Origin of the sequence: Chondromyces apiculatus DSM 436 (genome assembly GCF_000601485.1) — a bacterium.
Lineage (GTDB): Bacteria > Myxococcota_A > Polyangia > Polyangiales > Polyangiaceae > Chondromyces > Chondromyces apiculatus.
Genome location: NZ_ASRX01000026.1, coordinates 108,020 through 131,843, shown reverse-complemented (window position 1 = coordinate 131,843; position 23,824 = coordinate 108,020). Strand labels below are relative to the sequence as shown.

The window sequence follows — 23,824 nt, the reverse complement described above, 5'->3', positions numbered from 1 at the left end:
GCTATGGGGACCCGGACATGAGCCTCGATCAGAAGCTGAAAGACACCCTCGCGCGGGTCGAACAAGGTGGGGCCCCCAAGTACCACGACAAGAACCGCGAGCAGGGCAAGCTCTTCGCCCGTGAACGCGTCGCCTCCCTCCTCGACGAAGGCAGCTTCCTCGAAGACGCCGCCCTCGCCAACGCCCTCGACCCCGAACTCCCCGCCGACGGCGTCGTCACCGGCACCGGCACCATCCAGGGCCGCCCCGTGGCCATCATGGCCAACGACTCCACCGTCAAGGCCGGCTCCTGGGGCAGGCGCACCGTCGAGAAGATCCTCCGCATCCAGGAGACGGCCCGCCGCCTTCGCTGCCCCCTCTTCTACCTCGTCGACTCCGCCGGCGCGCGCATCACCGACCAGATCGAGATGTTCCCCGGACGCCGCGGCGCCGGCCGCATCTTCCACAACCAGGTCGCCCTCTCCGGCATGGTCCCCCAGATCTGCCTCCTCTTCGGCCCTTCTGCCGCTGGCGGCGCCTACATCCCCGCCTTCTGCGACGTCGTGGTGATGGTCGAGGGCAACGCCAGCATGTACCTCGGCTCCCCCCGCATGGCCGAGATGGTCATCGGCGAGAAGGTCACCCTCGAAGACCTCGGCGGCGCCCGCATGCACTGCTCCGTCTCGGGCTGTGGCGACGTCCTCGTCAAGACCGAGCAGGACGCCATCGCCTTTGCCAAGCGCTACATCGCGCTCATGCCCTCCCACTGCGATGCGCACCCGCCCGCCGCCGAGCCCCGCCCTGCCAAGGCTGGCCAGAAGCCCCTCGAAGAGGTCATCCCCGTCGACGAGAACAAGCCCTTCGACATCATGGCCGTCATCGATGCCATGATCGACGAAGGCAGCTTCGTCGAGATCAAGAAGCTCTTCGCCAAGGAGATCATCACTGGCCTCGCCCGCATCGACGGCCGCGTCGTCGGCATCGTCGCCAACCAGCCCAAGTACAAGGGCGGCGTCCTCTTCGTCGACTCCGCCGACAAGGCGGCCCGCTTCATCTGGCTCTGCGACGCCTACAACATCCCCCTCGTCTACCTCGCCGACGTCCCCGGCTTCATGATCGGCACCGTCGTCGAGCGCCAGGGCATCATCCGCGCTGGCGCCAAGATGATCGCCGCCGTCAGCGAAGCCACCGTCCCCAAGCTCTCCGTGATCGTCCGCAAGGCTTACGGAGCCGGCCTCTACGCCATGTGTGGACCCGCCTTCTCCCCGGACGAGTGCATCGCCCTCCCCACCGCCTCCATCGCCGTCATGGGCCCCAGCGCGGCCGTCAACGCCGTCTACTACAACAAGATCCAGGCGGTCCCCGAAGGCCCCGAGCGCGACGCCCTCGTCCAGCGGCTCCGCGACGAGTACCGCACTGACATCGACCTCACCAAGCTCGCCAGCGAGCTGGTCATCGACGGCGTGATCCCCACCGCCGACCTCCGCCGCGAGGTCTCCCGCCGCCTCGCCCGCTACGCCGACAAGATCGAAGAGCGCCCGCGCAAGAAGCACCTCGTCCCGCCCGTGTGAACCACCCGGCAGCCCGGCAGACCGGCAGCGCCGCGCGCCTCCCCTCGCGCCCCGGCGCCTCCCCTCGCGCCCCGGCGCCTCCCCTCGCGCCCCGGCGCCTCCCCTCGCTCGTGTACACTCCTCGCGTGCGTATCCGCCGCCTCGCCCCGAGCGCCGCCCTCCTCGCCGCCGCCCTCGCCGCCCTCCTCCCCGCCTCCCCCTCTCCGGCCCATGCCGACGCCCCTGCCGAGCCCCTCGCCAGGCACCTCGCGCGCCCGGGCCGCCCCCATCCCCTCGCCGACCCCTCCGGCCGCATCCCCGTCCTCGTCCCGCTCCCCCCCGGCGCCGACGCCCGCGCCCTCGGCCTCCTCCCCGTTGCACCTGGCTTCGGCGCCATCCACCTCGCCCCTCCCGATCTCGGCGCTTACGCCCGCACCCCCGCGGCCCTCCCCCTGCTCGCAGGACCGCCCCGAAGACCCCTCCTCGACGTCTCCGGACAGCTCACCCGCGCCACCGCCTACCGCACCGCCACGAACCGCACCGGCGAAGGCGTCATCGTCGGCGTCATCGACACCGGCTTCGACCTCACCCACCCCGACCTCCGCCATGCCGACGGCCGCTCCCGCATCGCCTGGCTCCTCCAGGCCGGCAGCCCCCGCGGCCTTCACCCCGAGCTCGAAGACGCCTACGGCTGCACCGACCCCGACCAGACCCCTTGCGCCGTCCTCGCCGCCGAGGACATCGACGCCCTCATCGCCGCGGGCGAAGAAGAACTCTCCAGCGCCCGCGCGGCCCACGGCACCCACGTCGCCTCCACCGCTGCCGGCAACGGCGGCCTCATGGACGGCACCGCCTCCCCCTACGTCGGCGTCGCCCCTTCCGCGACCCTCATCCTCGCTGCCCCCTCCCTCCCCGGAGAGGGCTTCCAGGACAGCGACCTCCTCAACGCCACCCGCTTCATCTTCGACCGCGCCGACGCCATGCAGGCCCCCGCCGTCGTCAACCTCAGCGTCGGCGGCGACTTCGGCCCCCACGACGGCACGAGCCCCATCGAGCAGGGCCTCGCCGCCATGGTGGGCGAAGCGCACCCGGGCCGCGTCATCGTCGTCGCTGCCGGCAACAGCGGCGCGCTCTACACCCTCGACGGCCAGGGCCCCTTCGGCATCCACACCGAAGCGCACGTCACCCCGAGCGCCACGGTCCGCGTCCCCATCCGCACCAACGCCTCCGAGCAGGGCCAGGGCTACGTCTGGATCACCTTCCGCCCCGACGACGACGTCTCCGTCGGCCTCGAAGGCCCCGACGGCAGCACCTGGGTCTCCACCACCGACCCCGGCGACGACGCTGGCTACACCGGCAGCGACGACGACCTCACCGCGGCCGTCATCAACCGCCTCGCCAACGGCAAGTCCCCCATCACCGAAGCCACCAACAGCGCCGTCGTCGCCTGGGACGGCGCCTGGGACGCCGGCGAGATCACCATCACCCTGCAGGGCAAAGGCGACGCCCAGCTCTGGCTCGTCGGCCTCGGCGACGTCTCCACCTCCACCGGCCTCGGCCTCCAGTTCACCCGCGCCATCAAGCAGGGGACCATCACCGTCCCGGCCAGCCACCCCGACCTCCTCGCCGTCGGCTGCACCTTGAACCGCCTCCAGTGGACCCCCTTCGGCGCCACGCAGGCCATCACCATCGCCTCCCTCGGCGGCGCCCCTGCCGTCGCCGACAGCGCCTGCTTCTTCAGCTCCGCCGGCCCCACCCCCTTCGGCGTCCCCAAGCCCGAGATCAGCGCCCCTGGCGGCTTCGTCGCTGCGGCCATGGCCACCGGCGCCGACCCCCGCGAGGAGCGCGGCGGCCTCTTCGACCCCCCGGGCTGCCCCGACGACTCCCCCTGCTTCGTCGTCGACGACCACCACGCCATCACCACGGGCACCTCCATGTCGTCCCCCCAGGTCGCTGGCGCCGTCGCCCTCCTCCTCGAACGCGACCCCACCCTCACCCAGGCCCGCGCCACGCGCCTCCTCCAGGCCGGCGCCCGCTACCCCGAGGGCGACGTCCCCAACCAGACCCAGCTCGGCCCTGGCACCCTCGACATCGAGGGCGCCATGCAGGCCCTCGACCTCGCCCTCGCCTCTCCTCCCGGCGGGCCCCCCTCCGAAGAACCCCCCGCCGATCCCATCGCCCCCGCCCTCGACCGGAGCTGGTACGTCATGTCCAGCAGCTACGCCCGCCCCGATCCCACCTGGCCCGTCTGGGGCCTCGTCGAGCTGCGCGAACCCGACGGCTCCATCGCCAGCGACATCGACGAATCCCTCCTCGACGTGCGCGTCACCGGCGGCCAGATCACCCAGGCCCTCACCCGGGTCGAGCCTGGCTTCTTCCGCTTCGCCGTCGCGGCTCCCCGGGGCGTCTTCGGCACCACGCTCACCGTCGACGTCCTCTACGACGGCCTCTCCCTCGGCGCGCGCGAACTCCCGGTCGGCACCGACGTCTGGACCTCGAGCGGCGACATCTCCGCCACGAGCGCCGCCTGCGCCTGCGCGACCACCGGCACCTCCTCCGACGCGACCCGCCCCTCGGCCCTCGCCGCGCTTGCCCTCGCCGCGCTCCTCACCCGCCGCCGCCGGCGCCGCTCCTGAACGCTACCTGACGCCCGCCTCACTCCGGCGGCGTGAGCATGCGCTTCGCCAGCTCGGCCCGCCGCTCCGCGAGCCGCGTGCCCACCCGCGCCGCCACGTACGCGCCGACCTCCGCGTGCTCCGCGATCCGCACCCCATCCTCCGCGCACGCCGCCACGAGCAGCCCCGCGAACGTCTCTGCGTCCGCACACCGCGCCCGCACGTCCACCTGCAGCGCGGCTCCGAGCGCCCGCGACAGCGCCCGCGGCGCGTCGGGCTGCACGCTCCAGAGCAGCGGCGGCTCCGCGACGTCTTCCTCTTGTTGCGCACCGCGCTCCCCGCGCTCCCCGTATCCCCCCCGCTCTCCGTATCCCCCCCGCCCCTCCCCGGCGTGCAACCTCCGCCCCGCCAGGAGCTCCCAGCCCACCACCCCCATCGCCCACACATCGCAGCGCCGATCCAGCGGCCGCCCCCGCATTTGCTCGGGCGCCATGTACGCATTCCTCCCGCGCCCGGTCCCCTCGGGGCGCGCCGACGAACGCGCCACCCCGAAGTCGATGAGCCGCGTCAGCCCATCGAGCCCCACCAGCAAGTTTTGCGGACACACATCGCAGTGCACCACCCGCGCGGCCTGCCCGGAGGCATCCCGCAGCTCGTGCGCCGCGTGGAGCCCTGCCAGCCCATCGAGCAGCACCCGGAGCGCCACCCCGATCGGCAGCCCCGCCTCTCTCGCCGACGCCTCTCTCGCCGACGCCTCGGTGCCCGTGGCGCCGAGGAGCACGGCGAGCGTCTCCCCTTCCACGTACTCCATCGCCAGGTACAGCCCGTCCGCGGTCTCCCGCGCCTCGAGCCCTGCCACCACGTGCGGGTGCCGGAGCTGCGCCGTGAGCCGCGCCTCCTCCGCCATCTCCTGCCGGAACTCCGCGATGTCCCGCAGAAACGCGTGAGGGATCTTCAGCGCCACCGCCGCGCCGTCGCTCCGTCGGCGCGCCAGGTACACCGTGCCCATCCCCCCGCTCGCGATCGGGAGCAGGATCTCGTAGCGGACCTCCGCCAGCGTGAGCGATGCCCCCCCGCTGGGCCTCGACGTGCGCATCGATCTCCAGTGTACCACCGACCTCCAGCTTGCACGCCCAGGGCGCCTCTGCCGTCGCCTCCACCCCCCACGCGCCCCTCGCGCTCACGCGGTGCGGGCCCGCTGTCGCTGCTCTTGCCGTGTCCCACGCAGCAAAGATTCAGGCAGTGCCCGATATCTCCCCGCCGTCCGGAGTGCGAACCGAGGGTTCATCTGTTGAGCAAAGGAGAATGCTTGTGTCCATGAAGACCTGCCTCGCCCTGTTCGTCCTCGGCATCGCCACGGTTGGCTGCGGCGAGTCCAGCCAGGTGACCCCCGAGCCTGCGACGCCTGCGGCCGTGCCTCCCGCCCCCGAGCCCCCGCCGCCGGCCGAGCCCCCGCCGGCCGAGCCTGCCGCGGCGCCCGCGCCGCCGAAGCCCATCGAGGTCACCATGACCGCGACCAGCGGCTCCAAGGTCCAGGGCACCGCGACGCTCGAGGAGACCTCCGAGGGCGTGAAGCTCACCCTCAAGCTGACCCAGGTCCCCGCGGGCAAGCACGGCATCCACATCCACCAGAAGGCCGACTGCAGCGACCCCGAGGCCAAGAGCGCCGGCGATCACTTCGCCCCCGATCAGCCGAAGCACGGCTTCCCCGACCAGGCCGAGCATCACCTCGGCGACATGGGCAACCTCACGGCCGAGAAGGACGGCAACGTCAACTTCGAGTTCGTGATCAAGGGCGCCAACCTGAAGAAAGACGACGCCAAGTCCCTGATCGAGCGCGCCATCATCCTCCACGCCAAGGAGGACAAGGGCACCCAGCCCTCCGGAGACGCCGGCGGCCGCATCGCCTGCGGCGCCATCAAGGGCTGATCGCCCGCCGCGCCACGTCCTCCGCGCCGCGCCACGTCCTCTCCGCCGCGCCACGTCCTCGCCCACAGGCCTGCCTACCAGGCCTGCCCTGCTTGCGATCCTGCGCTCATCACGCTAGCGGAGGCACATGCCCTCCTCCCGCACCATCGGCGCGTACATGACCCCGAGCCCCCTCACCGTGCCTCGCGACACCCCCATGGCGCAGGCGTTCAAGACCATGGAGGAGCACGGCTTCCGCCACTTGCCCGTGCTGGATGGCGAGCACCTCGTGGGCCTCGTGTCCGAGCGCGAGCTCCGGGTCGTGGAGAACATGCGGGGCATCGACTCCGCGTACGTCACCGTGGGCGATTTCATCCTGGAGGCGCCCTACGCCGTCTCGCCCGACACGCTCGCGCTCGAAGCCGTGCGGGTCATGCGGGAGCGCAAGATCGGCTCCGCCGTGGTGGTGGAGGGCGACAAGGTCGTCGGTCTGTTCACGACCACGGACGCGCTCCGGCTCCTCATCGACGTGCTCGAACAGGGCGACTGAAGGGCGGGGGCATCGCTCCCCGCGGTCCCTTCCAGACCGGAGAGGCAGCGCCACGCGACGCGCGCGTCCGTTCCCTCAGCACAACGTCCCCTGGAACCGGTTCGGACGTCGATTTCCTGCGCACAACGTCCCCTGGAACCGGTTCGGACGTCGGTTCCCTCAGCACAACGTTCCCTGGAACCGGTTCGGACGTCGGTTTCCTGCGCACAACGTCCCCTGGAACCGGTGCGGGCGTCGGTTTCCTGCGCAGAAGGGAGGGTTGCCGCGAGGCGGGCGTCGGTTTCCGCGCGCAGGGGAGCGTCAGCCGACTTGGCCTGGCCTCACGCCTGATCGTTCGTGCGCCGGTCGCCAGTCCAGGCCGAGGGCGTCGAGCCCGGCGGCAGTGAGGGCCTCCTCGGGCACGCTGCCGTCCTCCGAGAGGCCGCGCACGGCGTGGTAAGCGCGCTTCATCCCGTCGAGCTGCGCCCGGGTCAGCACCGCCCCGCGGGCGGCCCCGCCGGGCAGGGGGGCCTCGAAGAAGCGCGCGGGGAGGGTGTCCTCCGCGGCGGTCCAGCCCTCGCGCGCGTTGAAGAGGCGCTTGAGGAGGACAATGCGCCGCGCGACGGCCTGCACCTCGGGGCCGGTGAACGCGCACCCCGTCACGGCCGCGAGCATCTCCGCCGCTTCCTCGTGCACGTCGCGCAGGGCCCGCCGGAGGAACTTGCAGAGGATGAGCGCGTCGAGGACTGCCGCGCGGTCCTCGGCCTCCACCGCGAGCGGCGCGGCTTCCGGCGCGCCGGCGAGGCGGTCGACGCGGCCCGAGAAGTCGACCTCGTAGGCGCCGCTGCGGTTGTGATCGGCGCCGCGCGGAGAGACCGCGAAGCCGAGCGCCATCGTCTGGAGCGCGCGCGGCTCGTAGCCGGGGATCTCCAGGCCCTTCACGTGGGGCGCGAAGTCCGGCGCGGGGGGGCCGAGGATCTCGGCGACCCGGCGGGAGCCCTCGGCGAGGAGCGCGCCGAGGCCGGGGCGTCGGTGGGCGATGGCCTCCAGCAGGCCGCAGAGCCGCGCGCCGTCGCCGAAGCGGAGCCCTGAGGCCTCGGCTTCCCAGGGCGTCCCGGCGAACAGACCCCGCTCGGCGCACTCCATGGCGAACGCGATGGTGCCGCCCGCGGAGATGGTGTCGAGGCCGAGCGCGTCGCACGCTCCCGAGGCGCGCAGGACCACCTCTGGATCCGACACCCCGCACAGCGGACCGAGCGCGAAGACGTTCTCGTACTCGGCCTTCACGGGCTTCGTTCCCGGCGCCACCTCGAAGAAGTGCTCGCACCCGATGGTGCAGCCCGAGCAAGCGCTGCGCCCCCGGGCGCGGGTCTCATGGAGCGCCTCGCCCGACAGCGCGGCCGCTCCCTCGAAGGTGCTCTCCTGGAAGTTCCGGGTGGGCAGCGCGGCGAGCCGGTTGAAGGTGGCCAGGTTCGCGACGGTCCCGAGGGCGCGGTACTTCTCCGTCGCGGGCCCCAGCGAGCGCCGGGCGAGATCGCGGGCGATGGCCACGGCGCGCTCGGGGTGGGCGAGGGGAACCGCGCGCTTGCCGCGCACCCCCACGGCCTTGATCTGCTTCGCCGCGAGCACCGCCCCGAGCCCGCCGCGGCCCGCGTGGCGCCCGTTGTTCGCGAGCCCGGCGTAACGCACCAGGTGCTCGGCCGCGAGCCCGGCGACGGTCAGCTCGTAGCCAGGGTGCGTGGCCGCGAGCTGCGCGTCGAGCGCGTCGAGGCGGAGATCGTGGCCCCAGAGGGCAGGGCAGGGGACCACCTCCAGGCGGTCTCCGTCGAGCAGCACCACCGAGGGGACCCTGGCGCGCCCGGTGAGGACGATGGCGTCGAAGCCCGTGCGCTTGCCGGCGATCGCGAACCCCGACGACGAGAGCGCATCGTTGAGGCGCCCGGTGAGCGGCGACTTGGCGACGAAGGCGAGCTTGGCCGAGGTGGTGAGCGGCGTGCCGACCAGCGGCCCGAACGCGAGCACGAGCGCCGCGGCGTCGCCCAGCGGATCGAAGCCGGGCGGCGTCTCCCGCGCCAGGATCCAGGTGCCGAGCCCGACCCCACCGACGAGCATGCGCGAGACGGCCGGCGCGATGGAGACGGCGCGTGCCTCGCCCCCGGTGAGGTCGACCCTCAGGTAACGCCCGAACCAGCCCCCCGCGGGGAGAGGTGCGGCGGGCGCGCCGTCGTCGGATCGGGCTGAGGGAGGCTGCGCGGCAGGCATCGGCAACGCGGGGATGGTGGGGTCTGCGCAGGGTACCATGACGCACTGGACCATGGCTTCCGGGCAGGGCGCGCGGTCAGGCTGCGCGGGCGGGGCTCGCGGGCGATGCGCTCCGGTGTTACCTTCGAGGGACCCCGGGACCCACGGCTCGGGGGCGCGACCGCATGCAACCTGCTTCCGCAAGCGAGCTCTCGTCCCTCACGTCCCTCGTGGAGGGGTCCACCGTCGCGGATTACCTGCTCCTCGCGCGGCTCGGCGAAGGGGGCATGGGCGTGGTCTTCAAGGCCGAGGACACCAAGCTGCGGCGGGTGGTGGCGCTCAAGCTCCTCCACCCCAGCGTCGCGCAGGATCAGGAGAAGCGGCGCAGGTTCCTCCGGGAGGGACGGCTCGCGGCGCACCTCACCCACCCCTGCCTGGCCACCGTGTACCAGGTCGGCGAGGCAGACGGGCGGATCTTCATCGCCATGGAGCTGTGCCATGGCAAGAGCCTGAAGCTCCTGATGCAGGAGCAGCCCATGCTGCCCTACGGCGAGGCGCTCCACCTCTTCCGGGAGATGACGCGGGGGCTGCGCAAGGCGCACGAGGCAGGGGTCATCCACCGGGATCTCAAGCCCGACAACGTGATGGTAGGCGGCGACGGCATCGTGAAGATCCTCGACTTCGGCGTGGCGAAGCCGACCGAGGACATCGACGCCACCTTCACCGATCTGCGCACCCAGCACGGCGCCCTGGTGGGCACGCCCGCGTACATGTCGCCCGAGCAAGCGACGGGCAAGGTCGTGGACGCGCGCTCCGACATCTTCAGCCTGGGGGTGGTGTTCTACGAGATGCTCGCGGGGCGGCGGCCATTCCTCGGCGAGACCTGGCAGGACACCATCATCGCCATCAACCGCGACGTGCCCCCGCGCGCGTCCTCGCTGCGGCAGGAGCTGTCGCCCGAGGTGGACGCGGTGCTCGATCGGTGCATGGCGAAGCGGCCCGACGACAGGTACGCGAGCTGCCGCGAGCTGCTCGACGACATCGACAAGCTCCAGGCGAACGCGGGGATCTTCCGCTCGGGGATCGTGACGACCGGCGGATCGCTCCGGCCGCCGCCGATGTCGGCCACGGAGACGCCCTCGGCGCCGCTCCTGATGCCCGACGCGCTCCCCGACGCGCTCCCCGACGCGCTCAAGGCATCGTCCACGAACCCGCGGGTGATCCCGCCGTCCTTGTCCTCGTCGCCCTCGGCGTCCTTCTTGCCGCTGCCCGCGGAGGGCAGCCTGCCGCAGCGCACGTCCTCGCGAACCCTGCTGCTCCTCGGCGGCGTGCTCGGGGTGATCGCGCTCGGCCTGGGCATCGCCCTCCTCGCGGGGCGCGGAATCGCGGTGGACGCCGCGGCGGACGACGCGCAAGGGCCCGCTGCAGGGGCAGGGACGGCCATGGAGAGCGCGCCTTCTCCGCCGCCCTCGGCGACGCCCGCGACACCGGAAGCGCCTGCATCTCCGTCACCTGGAGCGGCACCCTCGGGGGCGCCCGGGGGCGACCCTGCGTCGCCGACCACGGGCGTCGCTCCTTCCCCGGGGGCCGAGGCGTCAGGGCGTGGAAAAGCGCCGCGTCCGGCAGTGACGGCGGGGGGCGCTGCGACCTCGCCCGGGGCTCCCGCGAAGCCCATGGCAGCACCGCCGGAGGCTGCGCCGCCGCCTGCCTCACCGCAGCCAGTGGCCACCTCCAAACCGCGCAACGAGATCCTCGGCTTCTGAGTCTCCACGAGGGGACTCGCGTCCCCTCGCCCCGCCGGGAGTGAATCCCGACGGGGCCCCACTCCCCGCGAACCGCTCTCGCCAACCGCCACGCAGTGCCCCTTGGCAAAGCGTCGCTCCCTGGGTTTCCTTAGAGGTGATGACCGCCCGTCGCTCGACCAAGGCCGCTGCTCCCGAGGTGAGGTGCGCGCGCCGCGTGGAGCGATCGGGGGCCCTCTCCGGCCTTGCCCCGCTCCTGTCGGCCGCGCTGGGGGCGTGGCTCTCCCTCGCGCCGCTCCAGGCCCACGCCCAGGTGCCCTTCTCGGAGATCCAGGACGTGGCGCGGGCGAAGGCCGAGGAGGGGCTCGCGCTGTTCGCCGAGAGGCGGTGGCAGGATGCGTACGAGCGGTTCCGGATCGCGGAGGACCTCTTCCACGCGCCCACGCTGGTGCTCCACATGGCGCACTGTCAGCGCGAACTCGGGCGGCTCCTCGCGGCGCGCGCCCTGTACCGCAAGGTCGCCGAAGAGAAGCCGGCGGAGGACGCGCCCGAGGCCTTCCGCAAGGCGCAGGAGATCGCCCGCGAGCGGCTCGCCGAGCTGGAAGAGCGGATCCCGCGGATCTCGGTCGACATCCCCGGCCAGTCTTCGGAGGGGCTCCTGGTGCTGCTCGACGGAGGGCCGGTGGTGGCGCTGCACCCCGCGGACATCGAGCTGGATCCGGGGCGGCACCGCATCCACGCGGCGGCGAGGGGCGCGGAGCCGGTCGACATGACGCTGGACGTCGCCGAGCGGGAGCGGCGTCGGGTGCGGATCGCGATGAAGGCAGTGGCGCCGCCGCCTCCGCCGCCGCCTCCGGGGTCGCTCATGCCGGGCGGGATCGCGCTCGGGGTGGGGCTCGGGGGCCTGGCGCTGGGCGCGATCACCGGGGGGATCACCCTGGCGCGGACGGGCACCATCCGGGAGTCGTGCGACGGCGCGCGCTGCCCCGACACGCTCCGGGAGGACGCGGATGCGCTCCGGCCGGTGGCGATGGTGTCAAACGTGGGCTTCACGGTGGGAGGGCTCGGGCTCGCGGCGGGGATCGTGCTGCTCATCGTCAGGCCGAAGGCGGGCACGTCCTCGGTCGCGAGGCCGAAGGCGGGCACGTCCTCGGTCGCGTCGTCGCTCGTGGTTGGCCCGGGCGGCGTCGGGGGGAGGTTCTAGCGATGGGTCGACCCGGAGGCAGGGGCGCCGTGCTGGGCGTGATCCGGCGTGCGTGGTGGTCCGGGCTGGGCGCGGTCGCGTGGGGTGTTGCCCTGACGCTCGGGGGGAGCTTCCTTGCCGGGTGCGAGGAGGTGTCGGGGCTGTCGGGGCTCACGTTCGCCTGCTTTCCGGAGAGCGACGCGGAGGCGTGCGCGGGCGTGGCGTGCGGGGAGGTGCTGAACCAGTGCGGGGAGCCGGTGACGTGCCCCGACACCTGCCCGGCGCCGTATGCGTGCGAGGCCGGTGGGGTCGGGGCGAACACCTGCGGGTGCACGGGGGGAACCAACCTGACGCCGCCTGCGCCGGAGGGATGCGTGCTCGAGGACGGGCGGATGGGGCTCGGAAACTCCTTCTACGCCTGCGATCTCAACGTCTCGTTCCAGGTCGGGAGGGATCTCTGCCGGAGCTTCGGGACCGATCTGGCGATCCTCGGCAGCTCGGGCGAGAACACGGTCGCGCGCCAGGCCATGTCCATGGGCTCGTGGATCGGCCTCTGGGACGAGGCGGAGACGGAGCTCGCCGATGACTTCCTGTGGGTGGATGGCTCGCCGGTGACCTTCTCGGCGTGGACGGCCGGAGAGCCGAACAACACGGGAGGGGGCGAGCACTGCGTGGAGATGATCAAGCCCGCGGGCACGTGGAACGACGCGCCGTGCGGGAACAAGCGGGCGGTGCTCTGCGAGACGACGTGCCCGGCGCTCACGAGCGAGTAACGCGCTGACCGGAAGCGCGTCGCGAGCGCCCCGCGGCCAGGGAGGCCGACCGAGGAATCCTCGCGGATGTCGAGGGAGGCCGACCGACGACGGGGACGCGCAGCAGCGCTGCCAGTCAGCGCGTCAGCCGCCGGCGTCGGCGGAGAGGAGGACCACCACGTCGCCGGGGGTGAGTGGGGTCGTGGGGTCGGCGGTGAGGTGACGGCCGTTGACGGCGACGAGGTAGCTCGGGGCGAGGCGGTCTCCCGAGACCACGTGGGGGGAGAGGGCAGGGCAGCGCGTGCCGAGGGCGAGGAGCGCTTCGCCGAGAGAGCTGGCCTCCACCTCCAGCGCCTCGCGGCCCGCCCGGAGCCGGGCCACGCCGTACAGCTCGATCACCACCACGGCAGGATCGTACCACCTGCGGCAAAGGGCGCGCGCTATAGGGGGGCATGGTTCGCTTTGCGGCCCGCACCGGCTGGGATCTCACGGAAAACCACCACGCGAAGGTGCTCGCGGAGGCGCGCGCGACGGGCAAGGCGCTGATCGATCTCACCGAGTCGAACCCCACACGCTGCGGGCTCGCGGACGCGGGGCCGCTCGTGGCGCAGCTCGGGCACCCGCGGGGAGGGAGGTACGAGCCCTCGTCGCTCGGCCACCCCGTGGCGCGGGCGGCGGTGGGGCGGTACTACGCGGAGCGGGGGATCTCGGTCGACGCCGGGTGGGTGGTGCTCTCGGCGAGCACCAGCGAGGCGTACGGGTGGCTGTTCAAGCTGCTCGCGGACCGCGGGGACGAGATCCTGGTGCCGGCGCCGTCGTACCCGCTCCTGGAGTTCCTCGCGTGCCTGGAGGACGTGACGCTCACGCCTTACCCGCTCCTGCGCGAGGAGGGGTGGCGGGTGGACCTCGGCGCGCTGGAGCGGCTTTCGGGGCCGAGGACGCGCGCTGTCGTGCTGGTGCACCCGAACAACCCCACAGGGACCTTCGTGCGGCGGGACGAGGCGGACGCGCTTGCGGCGTTCGCGGCGGCGCGGGGCCTCGCGCTGGTGGTGGACGAGGTGTTCGGGGACTACGCGCACGGGGCGCTGCCGCAGAACCGGCTGCCGAGCTTCGCGGGGCACACGGGGGCGCTGACCTTCGTGCTGAGCGGGCTCTCGAAGGTGGTGGCGATGCCGCAGCTCAAGCTCGGGTGGATCGTGGTCTCGGGGCCGGAGGCGATCGCGGCGGAGGCGATGAAGCGGCTGGAGGTCGTGGCCGACACGTACCTCTCGGTGTCGACGCCGGTGCAGCTCGCGCTCCCCGAGATCCTGGGGGCGCGGGTGCCGGTGCAGCGCGCGATCCTGGGGCGGGTGCAGGAGAACATGCGGGTGCTGGACGAGGTGCTCGCGGCGGCGGGAGGGGCGACGCGGCGGCTGCCGGTCGACGGGGGGTGGTACGCGGTGCTCGCCGTGCCGCGGTGGCACGACGAGGACGGCTGGGTGGAGCTGCTGGTGCGGGAGGAGGGGGTGATCGTGCACCCGGGCTACTTCTTCGACATGCCGGCGGAGGGGTTCCTGGTGGTGAGCCTCCTGCCGGAGCCCGGGGCCTTCGCGGATGCCGCGCGACGCCTCGCCGCGCGGCTCTCGGGATGAGGAAGGGGCGTCTGGTCTTCGCGCCGGGTGGTGCGAAGCATCGGGGGTAGCGACCAACGGGAGCGTAGGGGCCGCGAGGCCCCTGCTCCAGGGTACGCAGTACTACTGGGACAGGATCACCACGGAGTAGGCGCCGATGGTGATGTTGGCGCTCTGGCCCATGCCGTCGCGGCCGCTGCCGTTGGCGTTGGTGTCGACGGTGGTGGTGTTGGCGAAGTCGGGCGAGTAGCCGTTCCAGTCGCTGTTGAAGCGCACCCGCCACATGCCCGAGCGGGGCATGCCGACGTTGTAGTTGGTGTAGGTCGTGCCGCTGAAGTTCGCGAGCACCACCACGTCGTCGCCGCCGCCGCCGTTCTTCCAGCGGTGGAAGGCGAGCACCTTCCCGCTGTTGTTCACGTGGTGCACGTTCACGTTGTTGCCGGCGAGGCCGCGGGTGTTGTTGAACCAGTTCCGGCGCAGCCGGATGAGGTCGCGGTACATCGTCACGATGCCCGGGAAGTAGCCCGCCTTGTTCCAGTCGACGGGGTCGGTGTCGGCCCACCAGCCGTCTTCGAGCAGCTCCTGGCCCTGGAAGATCATGGGGATGCCGGGGGAGGTCATCACCAGGGCGGCGCCGAGCGTCGAGCGCTTCTTCGCGTGCCAGCCGCCCGCGTTGCCGGCCCAGATGGCCTCGGGGACGCGCGTCTTGCCGTTGGCGCACTCGTCGTGGCTCTCGGTGTAGATGACCCGCTGGAAGGCCGAGCCGTTGAAGCCGTGGGTGATGGCGTTCTTCACCGCGTTCATGTCGCGGCCCGCGTCGCTCTGCGCGGTCATCGCGTCGCGGACCGGGTGCACGAAGGACCCGTCCCACTGCGCGTCGAAGCCCGCGCCGCCCTGCGAGGTGGGCTTGGTGATGGAGTCGCCGCCGCCGAAGTCCTCGGCGATGGAGATCTTCCAGGGCTGCGTCCCGTCGATGGAGTTGTTCACGTACTGCAGCAGGCTGAAGCCCTGGGGCAGGCTGGTCCCGCCGTCGGTGGTGCGGATGTACTTGGTGGCGTCGAAGCGGATGCCGTCGAGGTGGTACTCGTTCAGCCACCAGTGGATGCTGTCCTTGATGTAGTCGCGCACCTCGTTGCGGCCGTAGTCGGGGCGGGTGTTGCCCCAGGGCGTGCTCGCGCGCCAGTCCGTGTAGAAGTAGTGGCCGCCGTTGCCCATGCAGTCGCCGGTGAAGCACCACATCGGCAGGTCGCTCGGGCCGTAGTGGTTGTGCACCACGTCGACGATCACCGAGATGCCGCGGCGGTGGGCCTCGTTGACGAAGCTCTTCAGGTCGTCGGGCGTGCCGTAGGCGGTCTCGGGCGCGTAGGGGAACGAGGGGTTGTAGCCCCAGCTGAAGTCGCCAGGGAACTCGCCGACGGGCAGCAGCTCGATCACGTTCACGCCGAGGTCCCGCAGGTGATCGAGCTTCGCCTTCGCGCTCCCCCAGTTGCCGGGGCCGCCGCCGGGCGAGTCGTGGAAGGTGCCGGCGTGCATCTCGTAGATCACCATCTCGTTCCACGCCGGGATCTGGTAGCCGCCGTCGGTCCACTGGAAGTAGCCGGGGTCGTGGATGATGCTCGCGCCATTCGAGCGCTCCACGCGGGTCGCGCGCGGGTCGGACTTCCAGATCTTCTCACCCCAGGCGGTCTGGATGACGTACTGGTACTTCTGCCAGCGGGTCGCGTAGCCGAAGTCGCCCGAGAAGTTGCCGTTGAACTCGTTGCCGAGTTCGTCGGCGGTGGTGCTCCAGCCGTTCCAGTCGCCGGTGACCCACACCCGCTGCGCGCCGGGGGCCCAGACGCGGAAGGTGACGCCGCCGTTGTAGGGGATGGCGCCCATGCCCGGGCGCGATGAGGCGTTGAGTGCGACGGCGGTCTCGTCGACCTCCTCGCTCTCGTCGGACGCGCCGTCGACGTCGGTGGAATCGAAATCCTCGCTGCCGCACCCGCCAGCGATGAGGGCGAGCAGGGCGAGAGACAGTGTGCCTCGGTTCATGATGCCTCCAGGGTTCTCGGAGATCGTGCCGCACTTTGTACGACACTTCAGGCGAGCACACGACACCGACTGCGATGTTTGATCACGTCGGGGACACCCTGAGGACGGCGTGACTGGAAGCCTCTCGCGTCAATGTCGAGACGACCGCGTAAGGCAGGTCGCGCCCCGCGGGGCACGCCGTCTCCCAGGTTCGTCCCTGGTCCCTGGCGCGGCCGTCGCGCGAAGCATCGGGGGTAGCGACCAACGGGAGCGTAGGGGCCGATAGGCCCCTGAATTGCCGTACGCAGTACCTAGCGGTGGATTTTGACGACGGTGGAGCGGCCCATCTCGGTGATGGCGCGCATGCCGTGCCAGCCTTCGGGGACGGGGGGATCGGTCCACGCGAAGATCTGCTTGGCGTCGATGGGGGACATGTTCACGCAGCCGCCGCTCTTCGGCTCGCCCCAGCCGTCGTGCCAGTAGGCGCCGTGGAGTGCGTGGGGGCCGCTGAAGTTCAGCACGTACTGCACCTCGGAGTGCACGATGAGATCGTTGGTGCTCGACACCATGGTGGCCGTGCGGAACTTGCCGTCGACGCGGAAGGTGCCGGTGGGGGTCGCGGCGGTCTCGATGGCGGGCACGCCCTCGGTGGGGATGCCGCCGCGCCCGGGGGAGATCATCGTCGCGAACACGGGCGTCGTCTCCTCGTAGGCGATCATCCAGCCACCGAGCACGCTCACCTCCAGCCATTTGCGCGGAGGGGATCCTGGCTCGGCGGGCTTGGTGAAGGGGATCTTCTGCGCTGCCTCGGGCACTGCCGCGTCGCTCTCCAGGAGCCACACGCCGGCTTCCTTCGTCTCCAGGTAGCGCTCCTTGCCTTCGCCTTCGGCGCGGCCGGTGAGGCCCACCCAGGACAGGCGCGCGAGATCCTTGCCGGTCGGCTCGAACGTGCCTGCGTCGGTGCGGCGGTAGGTCGGGCGGTCCTTCTTGCGGATGAAGGCGAGGGGCAAGGACACCCCGTCGCGCAGCCACACGCCCTGGAACGCCGAGCGCGGGTAGGGCTTCATCCGGTCGAGGGGGACGATGGCCTGGTCCGAGGTGAGCGCCCAGGAGCGGCCGTCGGCGTCGAAGGTCCGCGTGTAGGCGATGGTCGAGCCCTGCACCACGCGCGGGCGGGACTCGCGGACCAGGCCTCCGAAGGAGAACAGCTCGGGCTGGGGCAGGCCCGTGGGCTGCAGCGCGACGCCGACGAGGTGCTTGTCGATGGCGCGGATCTCCTCGTCGCTCTTCGCGGCGCGTGCCTGCGCGACCTTCTCCAGGTGCGCGGCGTGATCCCACTCCTTGCGGCGCTGCTCCTCCCGGGTGGGCAGCGTCGGGTAGCGCTGCGCGTCGATCGACTCCGCGTACTGGTAGGGCCAGGGCGAGTCGATCTTCGGCGCGTCGCGGCGGAGCGCGGCCACGGCAGGATCGTCGGGGTCGACGCTGGCCCCGGCGCCGGCGCACACGTAGCCGACCGGCTCCACGGCGTACCAGGCATCGCAGCCGGAGCCCTGGACGCGCGCGGCTTCCAGGCTGCCGCCGCGTACCCGCACCGAACCGCCGAGGCCGAGGTACCCGAGCCAGCCCTTGCTCGGGCGGGGCGCCGCGTTGATCCAGGCGAAGCGGGCCTTGGAGTAGATGCGGGGGCCGCCTGCCGTGTCCGGGGGAGCAGCCTCTCCGGAGCCTCCCGCGTGGATGGCGTGGGCGGCGTGGGCGCCCGGCGTGCCGGCGGTGTCGGGGAGGGTGGCGCTCGCGGGGAGCACCCCGCCGGGGGCGGGGACTGCGGCGGTGGCCGGTGCGGACGTGGTCTGCGCGGTGGGTGTGGTGGGCGCGGTGGGCGTGGTGGGCGCGGCGGCCGCGGTGCGGGGCTCGGTGGCTACCGGCGTCGTCGGGGCGGCGGCTGCGCGCGGGGGGGGCTCCAGGGAGACCGCTGGCTCCGAGCAGCCCGTGATGAGAGCGCCGGAGGTGGCGAAAGCGGCCAGGACGAGAACGCCCGTGGGGCGCAGCGACACGAGCAAAGGGGATGGCGTGGACATGATCGTCGAGGGCTGCGACGACTCTAGTGGTGTCGCCGCGCAGCGGACAAGCATCCGCGCGCATCCCGGCGCATCCCTCTTCCCGCCGTCGGCGCCGGTGCTGGCGAGCCTGGAGAGAGAGGCCGTATTTGACGGCTGGCACACTTGCGCCCTATGCTCCGCGAGGTTTTCCGCGTGGGCCCCACGCGGTTGTTGCGCCGGTAGCTCCGGCCGCGCTCGGACTTCCTGGTCTCCGCATGGAGGTGCGCCGCCCATGAACGCCCATCGTCGTACCTTGCTGCGGCTCGCCCTCCTCTCGACGCTGCCCCTGGCGCTGTTTGCGGCCACGTTCTCCTCGTGTGCAGAGGGGACCACCATCCCGGAGAGCCCCAGCGGTGGGACGGGCGCCGGGCCCGACGCGGGCGGCATTCCACCCGGGCAGGTGGGCGGCACCTGCGACGACGACACCGACTGCAGCGAGGGCACCTGCACTCAGATCGGCAACTCCAAGTACTGCTCGGTGCCGTGTCCGCCGGCGTGCCCCACGGGGACGTACTGCGCGATCATCGAGGGAGACTCGCTCTGCGTGCCCGACCTCGGGCAGCAGTGCCTGCAGTGCAACGCGCTGATCGACTGCAAGAGCCCCTCGGATGCGTGTCTCGCCTCGCCGCTCGGCGACAAGTTCTGCGCCCAGGACTGCACGACCCTCGGGACGTGCCCCTCCGGCTTCTCGTGCGTGGAGTCGAGCCTCTACAACTCGGGGCAGTGGCCCGCGACGAGCAGCACGGGCGGTGCGGGCGGTGCGGGTGGTGCGGGTGGTGCGGGCGGCGCTGGAGGGAGCGGCGGCACTGCCGGCGCGGGCGGTGCGCCCCAGCCGCCGCCGCCCTCGGGCGTGCCCTACAAGTTCTGCGTACCCGACGAGGGCCTGTCGTGCGCTTGTAGCGAGGGGCGCGATGGCGTGACCCACACCTGCTACGTGGAGAACGCCTTCGGGAAGTGCGCCGGCACCGAGACGTGCAGCGGCGCGGACGGCGCCTGGGCGGGCTGCGATGCGAAGACGCCCGCGGCCGACATCTGCAACGGCCTCGACGACGACTGCGACGAGGAGGTCGACAACGCCGACATCCTGCAGCTCTGCGGGAACCCGCCCCCGAACGGCGGTTACCGCTGCGAGGCGGGGACCTGCGTGCTCGACGCGTGCGCGCCTGGCTACACCCAGTATCCCGCAGGGCAAGCGTCGGACGGGTGCACCTGCCCCGTGGAGGCCCAGGAGCCCAACAACTCCTGCGCGGACGCCAAGCACGCGGGCTCGGTCTCCGACACCGCGCCCGGCTCGTTGCTCATCACCGGCTCTCTCTCCAGCGACACCGACGTGGACTTCTGGCAGGTGGACACGGTCGACACCGCCCAGGTGAACACCAACACCTACCACGTGAGCATCGACTTCGTGGCGCCCACGCCGAACAACGAGTTCGTGGTCGACGTGATCCGCGGCGCGGCTTGCGTGGACACGCCGACCGGGCCCTCGACGGCGATCACCTCCTACGACTGGTGCGTGGACGGCAACTACGGCAACCAGGGCGAGATCGCCTGCGGTCCCACGGCAGCGGTCCACTGCGGGAGCCACTCGTCCACGTACTTCCTGCGTGTCTACCGGAGGCCCGGGGCGACGGGTTCCTGCGCTGCCTACCGGATCTCGGTCTCCGCGGCCGGCGGCGACCCCTGCGACTTTACGCAGAAGTGCCAGTGACCTAGAGGGGGAGCGCCTCCCCATGCAGATCGAGCCTACCGAGACGCAGCTCCTCGTCGCCCGCACCGCCCGTGACTACGCCGAGCGGGTGATCCGCCCCGCCGCCGCCGACCTGGATCGCGAGGGGCGCTTCCCGTCGGAGATCCTCCGTGGCCTCGCCGATCTCGGGTTGATGGGGGTGAACGTGCCCGGGGCGCTCGGCGGCGCCGAGGCGGGGGCCGTGGCGTACGCGCTGGCGATGATGGAGGTCGCCCGGGCGTGCGCGTCGACGGCCGTCACCATGTCGGTCACCAACATGGTCGCCGAGGTCATCACCAGCTTCGGGACCGAGGCCCAGCGGGAGCGGTACGTGCCGCGCATCTGCTCCGGCGCGTACGAGGCAGGGTCGTTCGCGCTGAGCGAGCCCGAGGCGGGCAGCGATCCCGGGGGGATGCGCACGACGGCCGAGAAGGTGCCAGGCGGCTGGGTCCTCCGCGGCGAGAAGCAGTGGATCACCAGCGGCGACCACGCCGGGGTGCTCATCGTCTGGGCGCGCACGGGCGGCCCGGGGACGCGCGGGATCTCCGCGTTCCTGGTGGAGGGCGGCACGCCGGGCCTCCGCTGTGGCCGCCACGAGGACAAGCTCGGCCTGCGCGCGTCGACCACCGTGCCGCTGACCTTCGAGGACTGCCGCATCCCCGAGGACGCGCTGCTCGGCGAGCGCGAAGGCGGCTTCCGCATCGCGATGATGGCCCTCGACGGCGGCCGGATCGGCATCGCCTCCCAGGCCGTGGGCATCGCCACCGGCGCCCTGGAGGAGGCCACCGAGTACGCGAAGCAGCGCCGTCAGTTCGGGCGATCCATCGCCGACTTCCCCGGCATCCAGAACCAGCTCGTGGAGTCCCGGGTGGAGCTCGACGCCGCGCGGCTCCTGGCGCTGCGCGCGGCGTCCCTCAAGGAGGCAGGGCGCCCCTTCAGCGTGGAGGCGGCCATGGCCAAGCTCTTCGCCAGCGAGTCGGCGAACCGCATCTGCAACCGGTGCGTGCAGATCCACGGCGGCTACGGCTACGTGCGCGACTTCGCCGCGGAGCGCCACCTGCGCGACGTGCGGGTCACCACCATCTACGAGGGGACCAGCGAGATCCAGAGGACGGTCATCGCCCGCAGCGCCTTGCGGTGACGCGGTGACGCGGTGACGCGGTGACGCGGTGACGGGCTGGGCGGGCTAGAGGCGGCTAGAGGCGGCTAGAGGCGGCTAGAGGCGGCTAGAGGCGTGAGAGCACCACGACGGCGAGGACGATGAGGCCGATGAACACGGCGGCTCCCATCACGAGCCTCCCGAGGCGCGGCCGGAGCCACTTCCAGAGGAAGACACGGAGGACCTTCCAGAGAAGGACGATGATCTCGCGGATGATCTTGCGCACGCCCCGAGGGTAGCAAAGGTCAGGGCAGGTCACCAGGCAAGGTCCGGGACCCGCTCCCCCCAGGCGCTGCTCCGCGAGAGCCGCTCAGCAGGCGCCGCGGCAGCCGTCGACGCTGTGGAACCAGAGGTGGCCCGCGTCCTCGCAGGAGCCTGAGCTGTCGAGCTTCAGGGTGCAGCAGCGCTTCGCGCCAGGGCCGCACATCTGCTCCACCGGTCCGGTCCGGACACAGCACACGCCGCCGTCGTGTTCTTCCGGGACGTCCACCGTGGGCGTCTGCGGGGCCGACGGTGGATCCGGCGGCTTGGGCATCTCCGGGATCTCGGGGTCGGGGATGTTCGGGAGCTGCGGGATCTCGGGGAAGGTTGGCGGAGGGGGCAGGTTGACCCCGGTCGCCATGGCGATCCAGTTGCAGCCGAGCGGCCCACCCGCGACGAGCACGAGGAGGGCCAGGAACGAGAGGGCGGAGAGGTGTCTCGCCAGCTTCACGCCTTCCTGAGTCGCACGGGGGCGCGCGGGGGGCAAGAAGGCGGCGCAGATCCCGGGAGAGCTACCGCATTGCCGGGACGAGGAGTCGCTGAACCTCATCGATGAAATGACGCAGGCCAGCACCCTCGCCGTGCTCGTTCAGGACCTCCGGAGGCGCCTCCCGCCAGCACCGCTCTTCCCTGGCGCTGTCGCCTGAGGTCAGCGCCTCAAGGGCGCGCTTGGGGCTTCTCTTGGCCGTTTCCTCCCTGGCGTTCAGCGCGTGGGGCTCCCTGTTCGGGTAAACACCCAGGCTCTTTCTCTCCGCTTCGAGGCGCTGTTTTTCCTCGTCGGTGTCCGGGATGAACCCTGCGAGCGTCCAGGCCTCGATCATGAAGTGCGCGACGCCGAGGACCACGACGAAGGGCCACTGGCCATCCTCGCGCGCTTGCTCCAGCCCTTTGCGCCGCTCCTCAGCGCGCCCATCGCTGTCTCGCACGAGGACCACCGCGCGGGGTGGGTCCGGCATCGCGGTGAACAGCCGGAGGGCCAGCACGGCGCGCTGGGCGTCGTCCTCGCCGGGCTCGCCTGCGAAATGGCCATGGCGCCTCGGGACGCGACCACGCGCCGCACGCGCCACGTCCCTCCAGGCCAGGTAGCGGGTCCCTTCGATGGCGCCGCTCCACGTCCTGAAGCCGTCGAGGTACTCGGGAGTCTCACCCAGGTAGTCGAACGCCTCGCGAAGGAAGCGGTCGATGAGTCCGGGAACCGCCCGCGCGTCGGAGGGTCCTTCCAGGACAGCCCCGAGCCGGACGCCCTGGAGGGTGCTCATCCGACCTTCTCTCGGGCCGCCCGCTCGAGCAGCCAGTCCTCACCCACGAAGCTCCATAGCTCCCCCGTCTTCGCGATGTCCCGCCAGCGGGCGAGGTCTGGATGCTCGGACAGCCCGGCGCAGGCCGTCGAGCCGTCGGGCTTGATCGCGGTGAGGAGCACTTGCTCTGGATCCAGGTGGTCGAGGAGGTAGGGAGAGTGGCTGGTGGCGATGATCTGGAGGTCGGGGCGCGCCTCGAGGATGCGCCCGATCTGAAGCACCAGCGCTCCCTGTGCCCGGGGATGCAGCGCCTGATCGATGTCATCGAGGAGCAGCAATCGCGGCCTGGGCTCGGCGAGCAGCGCCGTCAGGAGCCCGATGGCGAGGAGCGTTCCTTCGCTCGCGAGGGGCGCCAGCACGTCGGGCGCACCCTTGAAGTCGAGCACGAGCTGGTGTCCGGGGAACCGCCGCTCCACCTGCCGCTCGAAGGAGGACCCCTGGTCCGCCGGGATCTGCTGCAGCTCGGAGCGGTACACCGTCGCCGAGCGCATCCTGATCCGCTCCAGGGAGGGGACGACCTGACGCGCTGCGCTCTGGATGTCCTGGAAGGTGTCCGGATCACGGAGCGCCAGGTCGGCGAGCACCGAGGCCAGCCCTTCACCCGTGAAGTCGAGGCGCGGCGCCTTTTCAGGCTGCTCGTTGTAGGAGGGCGCGGAGAGCTTCAGGGGATCGAGGCGGAGCTTGCGGGTGGAGCCCAGGGCGCGCGCCAGCTCCCTCAGGGGGCGTTGCGGAGGCGCGTTGCGTGTCGCGGGTGTGTGCTCGCCGATGCTCTTCTCTCCTGCCCACTCACGCTCAACCGTGGCCGTCCACGTGTCCTTGTCGCATTCGGTCTCGGACGTCGCCCACGCAGACGCTTCGGGTTCGTTTTCGGGGATGGACACGCGGATGGCGACCCGCATCTCGTGTCCATCGAGGCTCCCGCCGAGCTCCAGGCTCGTATCGTCGCTTGTTCCCCGGCTCCTCAGGTTTCCGGGCGACCAGTTTCCGCGGAGCACCTGACCGAGCTGCCGGTACGTGCTCTGGGCAAGGTAGTGCAGCCCGTCCAGGATGCTCGTCTTGCCCGAGCCGTTCGCGCCCACGATCACGGTGAACCGCTCGAACGTGCAGCTCACTGCGCGCAGTGATTTGAAGTTCGAGAATGCGGCACGCTCGATCATGGTCG

At 71.9% G+C, this 23,824-nt stretch carries 19 protein-coding genes; 10 read left to right on the top strand and 9 right to left on the bottom strand.

From position 1 onward, the window contains the following. Nucleotides 1-17: 17 nt before the first annotated feature. Nucleotides 18-1,550 carry an acyl-CoA carboxylase subunit beta gene (locus CAP_RS18565; RefSeq protein WP_044242820.1) on the top strand — a complete coding sequence of 511 codons (1,533 nt, stop codon included), beginning with the start codon at nt 18-20 and terminating at the stop codon, nt 1,548-1,550. Between the two features lie 125 nt (nt 1,551-1,675). Then, entirely contained in the window at nt 1,676-4,165 is a 2,490-nt protein-coding gene (locus CAP_RS18560) for a S8 family serine peptidase (protein ID WP_044242864.1), read from the top strand. Nucleotides 4,166-4,184: 19 nt separating this feature from the next. Here CAP_RS18560 and CAP_RS18555 read toward each other — a convergent pair whose 3' ends face one another. Then, entirely contained in the window at nt 4,185-5,240 is a 1,056-nt protein-coding gene (locus tag CAP_RS18555; protein ID WP_052375472.1) for a serine/threonine-protein kinase, read from the bottom strand. 221 nt (nt 5,241-5,461) lie between these two features. Between CAP_RS18555 and CAP_RS18550 the strand changes: the two genes are divergently transcribed. Both CAP_RS18550 and CAP_RS18545 read left to right on the top strand, forming a co-directional pair. Continuing rightward, nucleotides 5,462-6,073 carry a superoxide dismutase family protein gene (locus CAP_RS18550; protein ID WP_081865018.1) on the top strand — a complete coding sequence of 204 codons (612 nt, stop codon included), beginning with the start codon at nt 5,462-5,464 and terminating at the stop codon, nt 6,071-6,073. Between the two features lie 127 nt (nt 6,074-6,200). Then, nucleotides 6,201-6,602 carry a CBS domain-containing protein gene (locus tag CAP_RS18545; RefSeq protein ID WP_044242819.1) on the top strand — a complete coding sequence of 134 codons (402 nt, stop codon included), beginning with the start codon at nt 6,201-6,203 and terminating at the stop codon, nt 6,600-6,602. Between the two features lie 300 nt (nt 6,603-6,902). On the opposite strand, the gene CAP_RS18540 is transcribed toward CAP_RS18545, so the two are convergent. Next, nucleotides 6,903-8,882 carry an aldehyde ferredoxin oxidoreductase family protein gene (locus CAP_RS18540; RefSeq protein WP_197041241.1) on the bottom strand — a complete coding sequence of 660 codons (1,980 nt, stop codon included), beginning with the start codon at nt 8,880-8,882 and terminating at the stop codon, nt 6,903-6,905. 125 nt (nt 8,883-9,007) lie between these two features. On the opposite strand from CAP_RS18540, the gene CAP_RS44910 reads away from it, so the two are divergent. From CAP_RS44910 to CAP_RS18525, 3 genes are all read left to right on the top strand, one after another. Beyond that, the gene (locus tag CAP_RS44910) at nt 9,008-10,585 is read left to right on the top strand and encodes a serine/threonine-protein kinase (protein ID WP_052375471.1); all 1,578 of its coding nucleotides are present in this window, start codon (nt 9,008-9,010) and stop codon (nt 10,583-10,585) included. Nucleotides 10,586-10,724: 139 nt separating this feature from the next. Next, nucleotides 10,725-11,768 carry a tetratricopeptide repeat protein gene (locus CAP_RS18530; protein ID WP_044242818.1) on the top strand — a complete coding sequence of 348 codons (1,044 nt, stop codon included), beginning with the start codon at nt 10,725-10,727 and terminating at the stop codon, nt 11,766-11,768. 2 nt (nt 11,769-11,770) lie between these two features. After that, nucleotides 11,771-12,520, top strand: a complete 750-nt coding sequence (locus CAP_RS18525) for a lectin-like protein (protein ID WP_044242817.1) — start codon at nt 11,771-11,773, stop codon at nt 12,518-12,520. Nucleotides 12,521-12,643: 123 nt separating this feature from the next. Here CAP_RS18525 and CAP_RS18520 read toward each other — a convergent pair whose 3' ends face one another. Beyond that, nucleotides 12,644-12,904 (bottom strand): MoaD/ThiS family protein, encoded by a 261-nt coding sequence (locus CAP_RS18520; protein ID WP_044242816.1) that lies wholly within the window; start codon nt 12,902-12,904, stop codon nt 12,644-12,646. A gap of 47 nt (nt 12,905-12,951) precedes the next feature. Here CAP_RS18520 and CAP_RS18515 point away from each other — a divergent pair, with 47 nt between their 5' ends. Beyond that, complete coding sequence (locus tag CAP_RS18515) at nt 12,952-14,130, top strand: pyridoxal phosphate-dependent aminotransferase (protein WP_044242815.1); 1,179 nt, start codon at nt 12,952-12,954, stop codon at nt 14,128-14,130. Between the two features lie 102 nt (nt 14,131-14,232). On the opposite strand, the gene CAP_RS18510 is transcribed toward CAP_RS18515, so the two are convergent. Both CAP_RS18510 and CAP_RS18505 read right to left on the bottom strand, forming a co-directional pair. After that, nucleotides 14,233-16,143 carry an alpha-amylase family glycosyl hydrolase gene (locus CAP_RS18510; protein WP_044242814.1) on the bottom strand — a complete coding sequence of 637 codons (1,911 nt, stop codon included), beginning with the start codon at nt 16,141-16,143 and terminating at the stop codon, nt 14,233-14,235. A gap of 290 nt (nt 16,144-16,433) precedes the next feature. After that, entirely contained in the window at nt 16,434-18,197 is a 1,764-nt protein-coding gene (locus CAP_RS18505) for a L,D-transpeptidase (RefSeq protein ID WP_044242811.1), read from the bottom strand. Between the two features lie 253 nt (nt 18,198-18,450). Here CAP_RS18505 and CAP_RS52385 point away from each other — a divergent pair, with 253 nt between their 5' ends. Together CAP_RS52385 and CAP_RS18495 are read left to right on the top strand one after the other, a co-directional pair. Further along, a complete protein-coding gene (locus CAP_RS52385; protein ID WP_197041240.1) occupies nt 18,451-19,926 on the top strand; it encodes a hypothetical protein in 1,476 nt (491 codons plus the stop codon). Between the two features lie 22 nt (nt 19,927-19,948). Further along, nucleotides 19,949-21,085: an acyl-CoA dehydrogenase family protein gene (locus CAP_RS18495; protein ID WP_044242806.1), complete on the top strand. Its 1,137-nt coding sequence runs from the start codon at nt 19,949-19,951 to the stop codon at nt 21,083-21,085. An 85-nt stretch (nt 21,086-21,170) separates the two neighbouring features. On the opposite strand, the gene CAP_RS50560 is transcribed toward CAP_RS18495, so the two are convergent. The 4 genes from CAP_RS50560 to CAP_RS48235 form a co-directional block, all read right to left on the bottom strand. Beyond that, nucleotides 21,171-21,329: a hypothetical protein gene (locus tag CAP_RS50560; protein WP_156040921.1), complete on the bottom strand. Its 159-nt coding sequence runs from the start codon at nt 21,327-21,329 to the stop codon at nt 21,171-21,173. An 84-nt stretch (nt 21,330-21,413) separates the two neighbouring features. After that, nucleotides 21,414-21,815 (bottom strand): hypothetical protein, encoded by a 402-nt coding sequence (locus tag CAP_RS18490; protein ID WP_044242804.1) that lies wholly within the window; start codon nt 21,813-21,815, stop codon nt 21,414-21,416. 61 nt (nt 21,816-21,876) lie between these two features. After that, nucleotides 21,877-22,623, bottom strand: coding sequence for a hypothetical protein (locus CAP_RS18485; RefSeq protein ID WP_052375470.1), 747 nt, complete (start codon nt 22,621-22,623; stop codon nt 21,877-21,879). Further along, nucleotides 22,620-23,819, bottom strand: a complete 1,200-nt coding sequence (locus tag CAP_RS48235) for an AAA family ATPase (RefSeq protein WP_052375469.1) — start codon at nt 23,817-23,819, stop codon at nt 22,620-22,622. The genes CAP_RS18485 and CAP_RS48235 overlap by 4 nt, the downstream gene beginning before the upstream one ends. Nucleotides 23,820-23,824 lie beyond the last annotated feature (5 nt).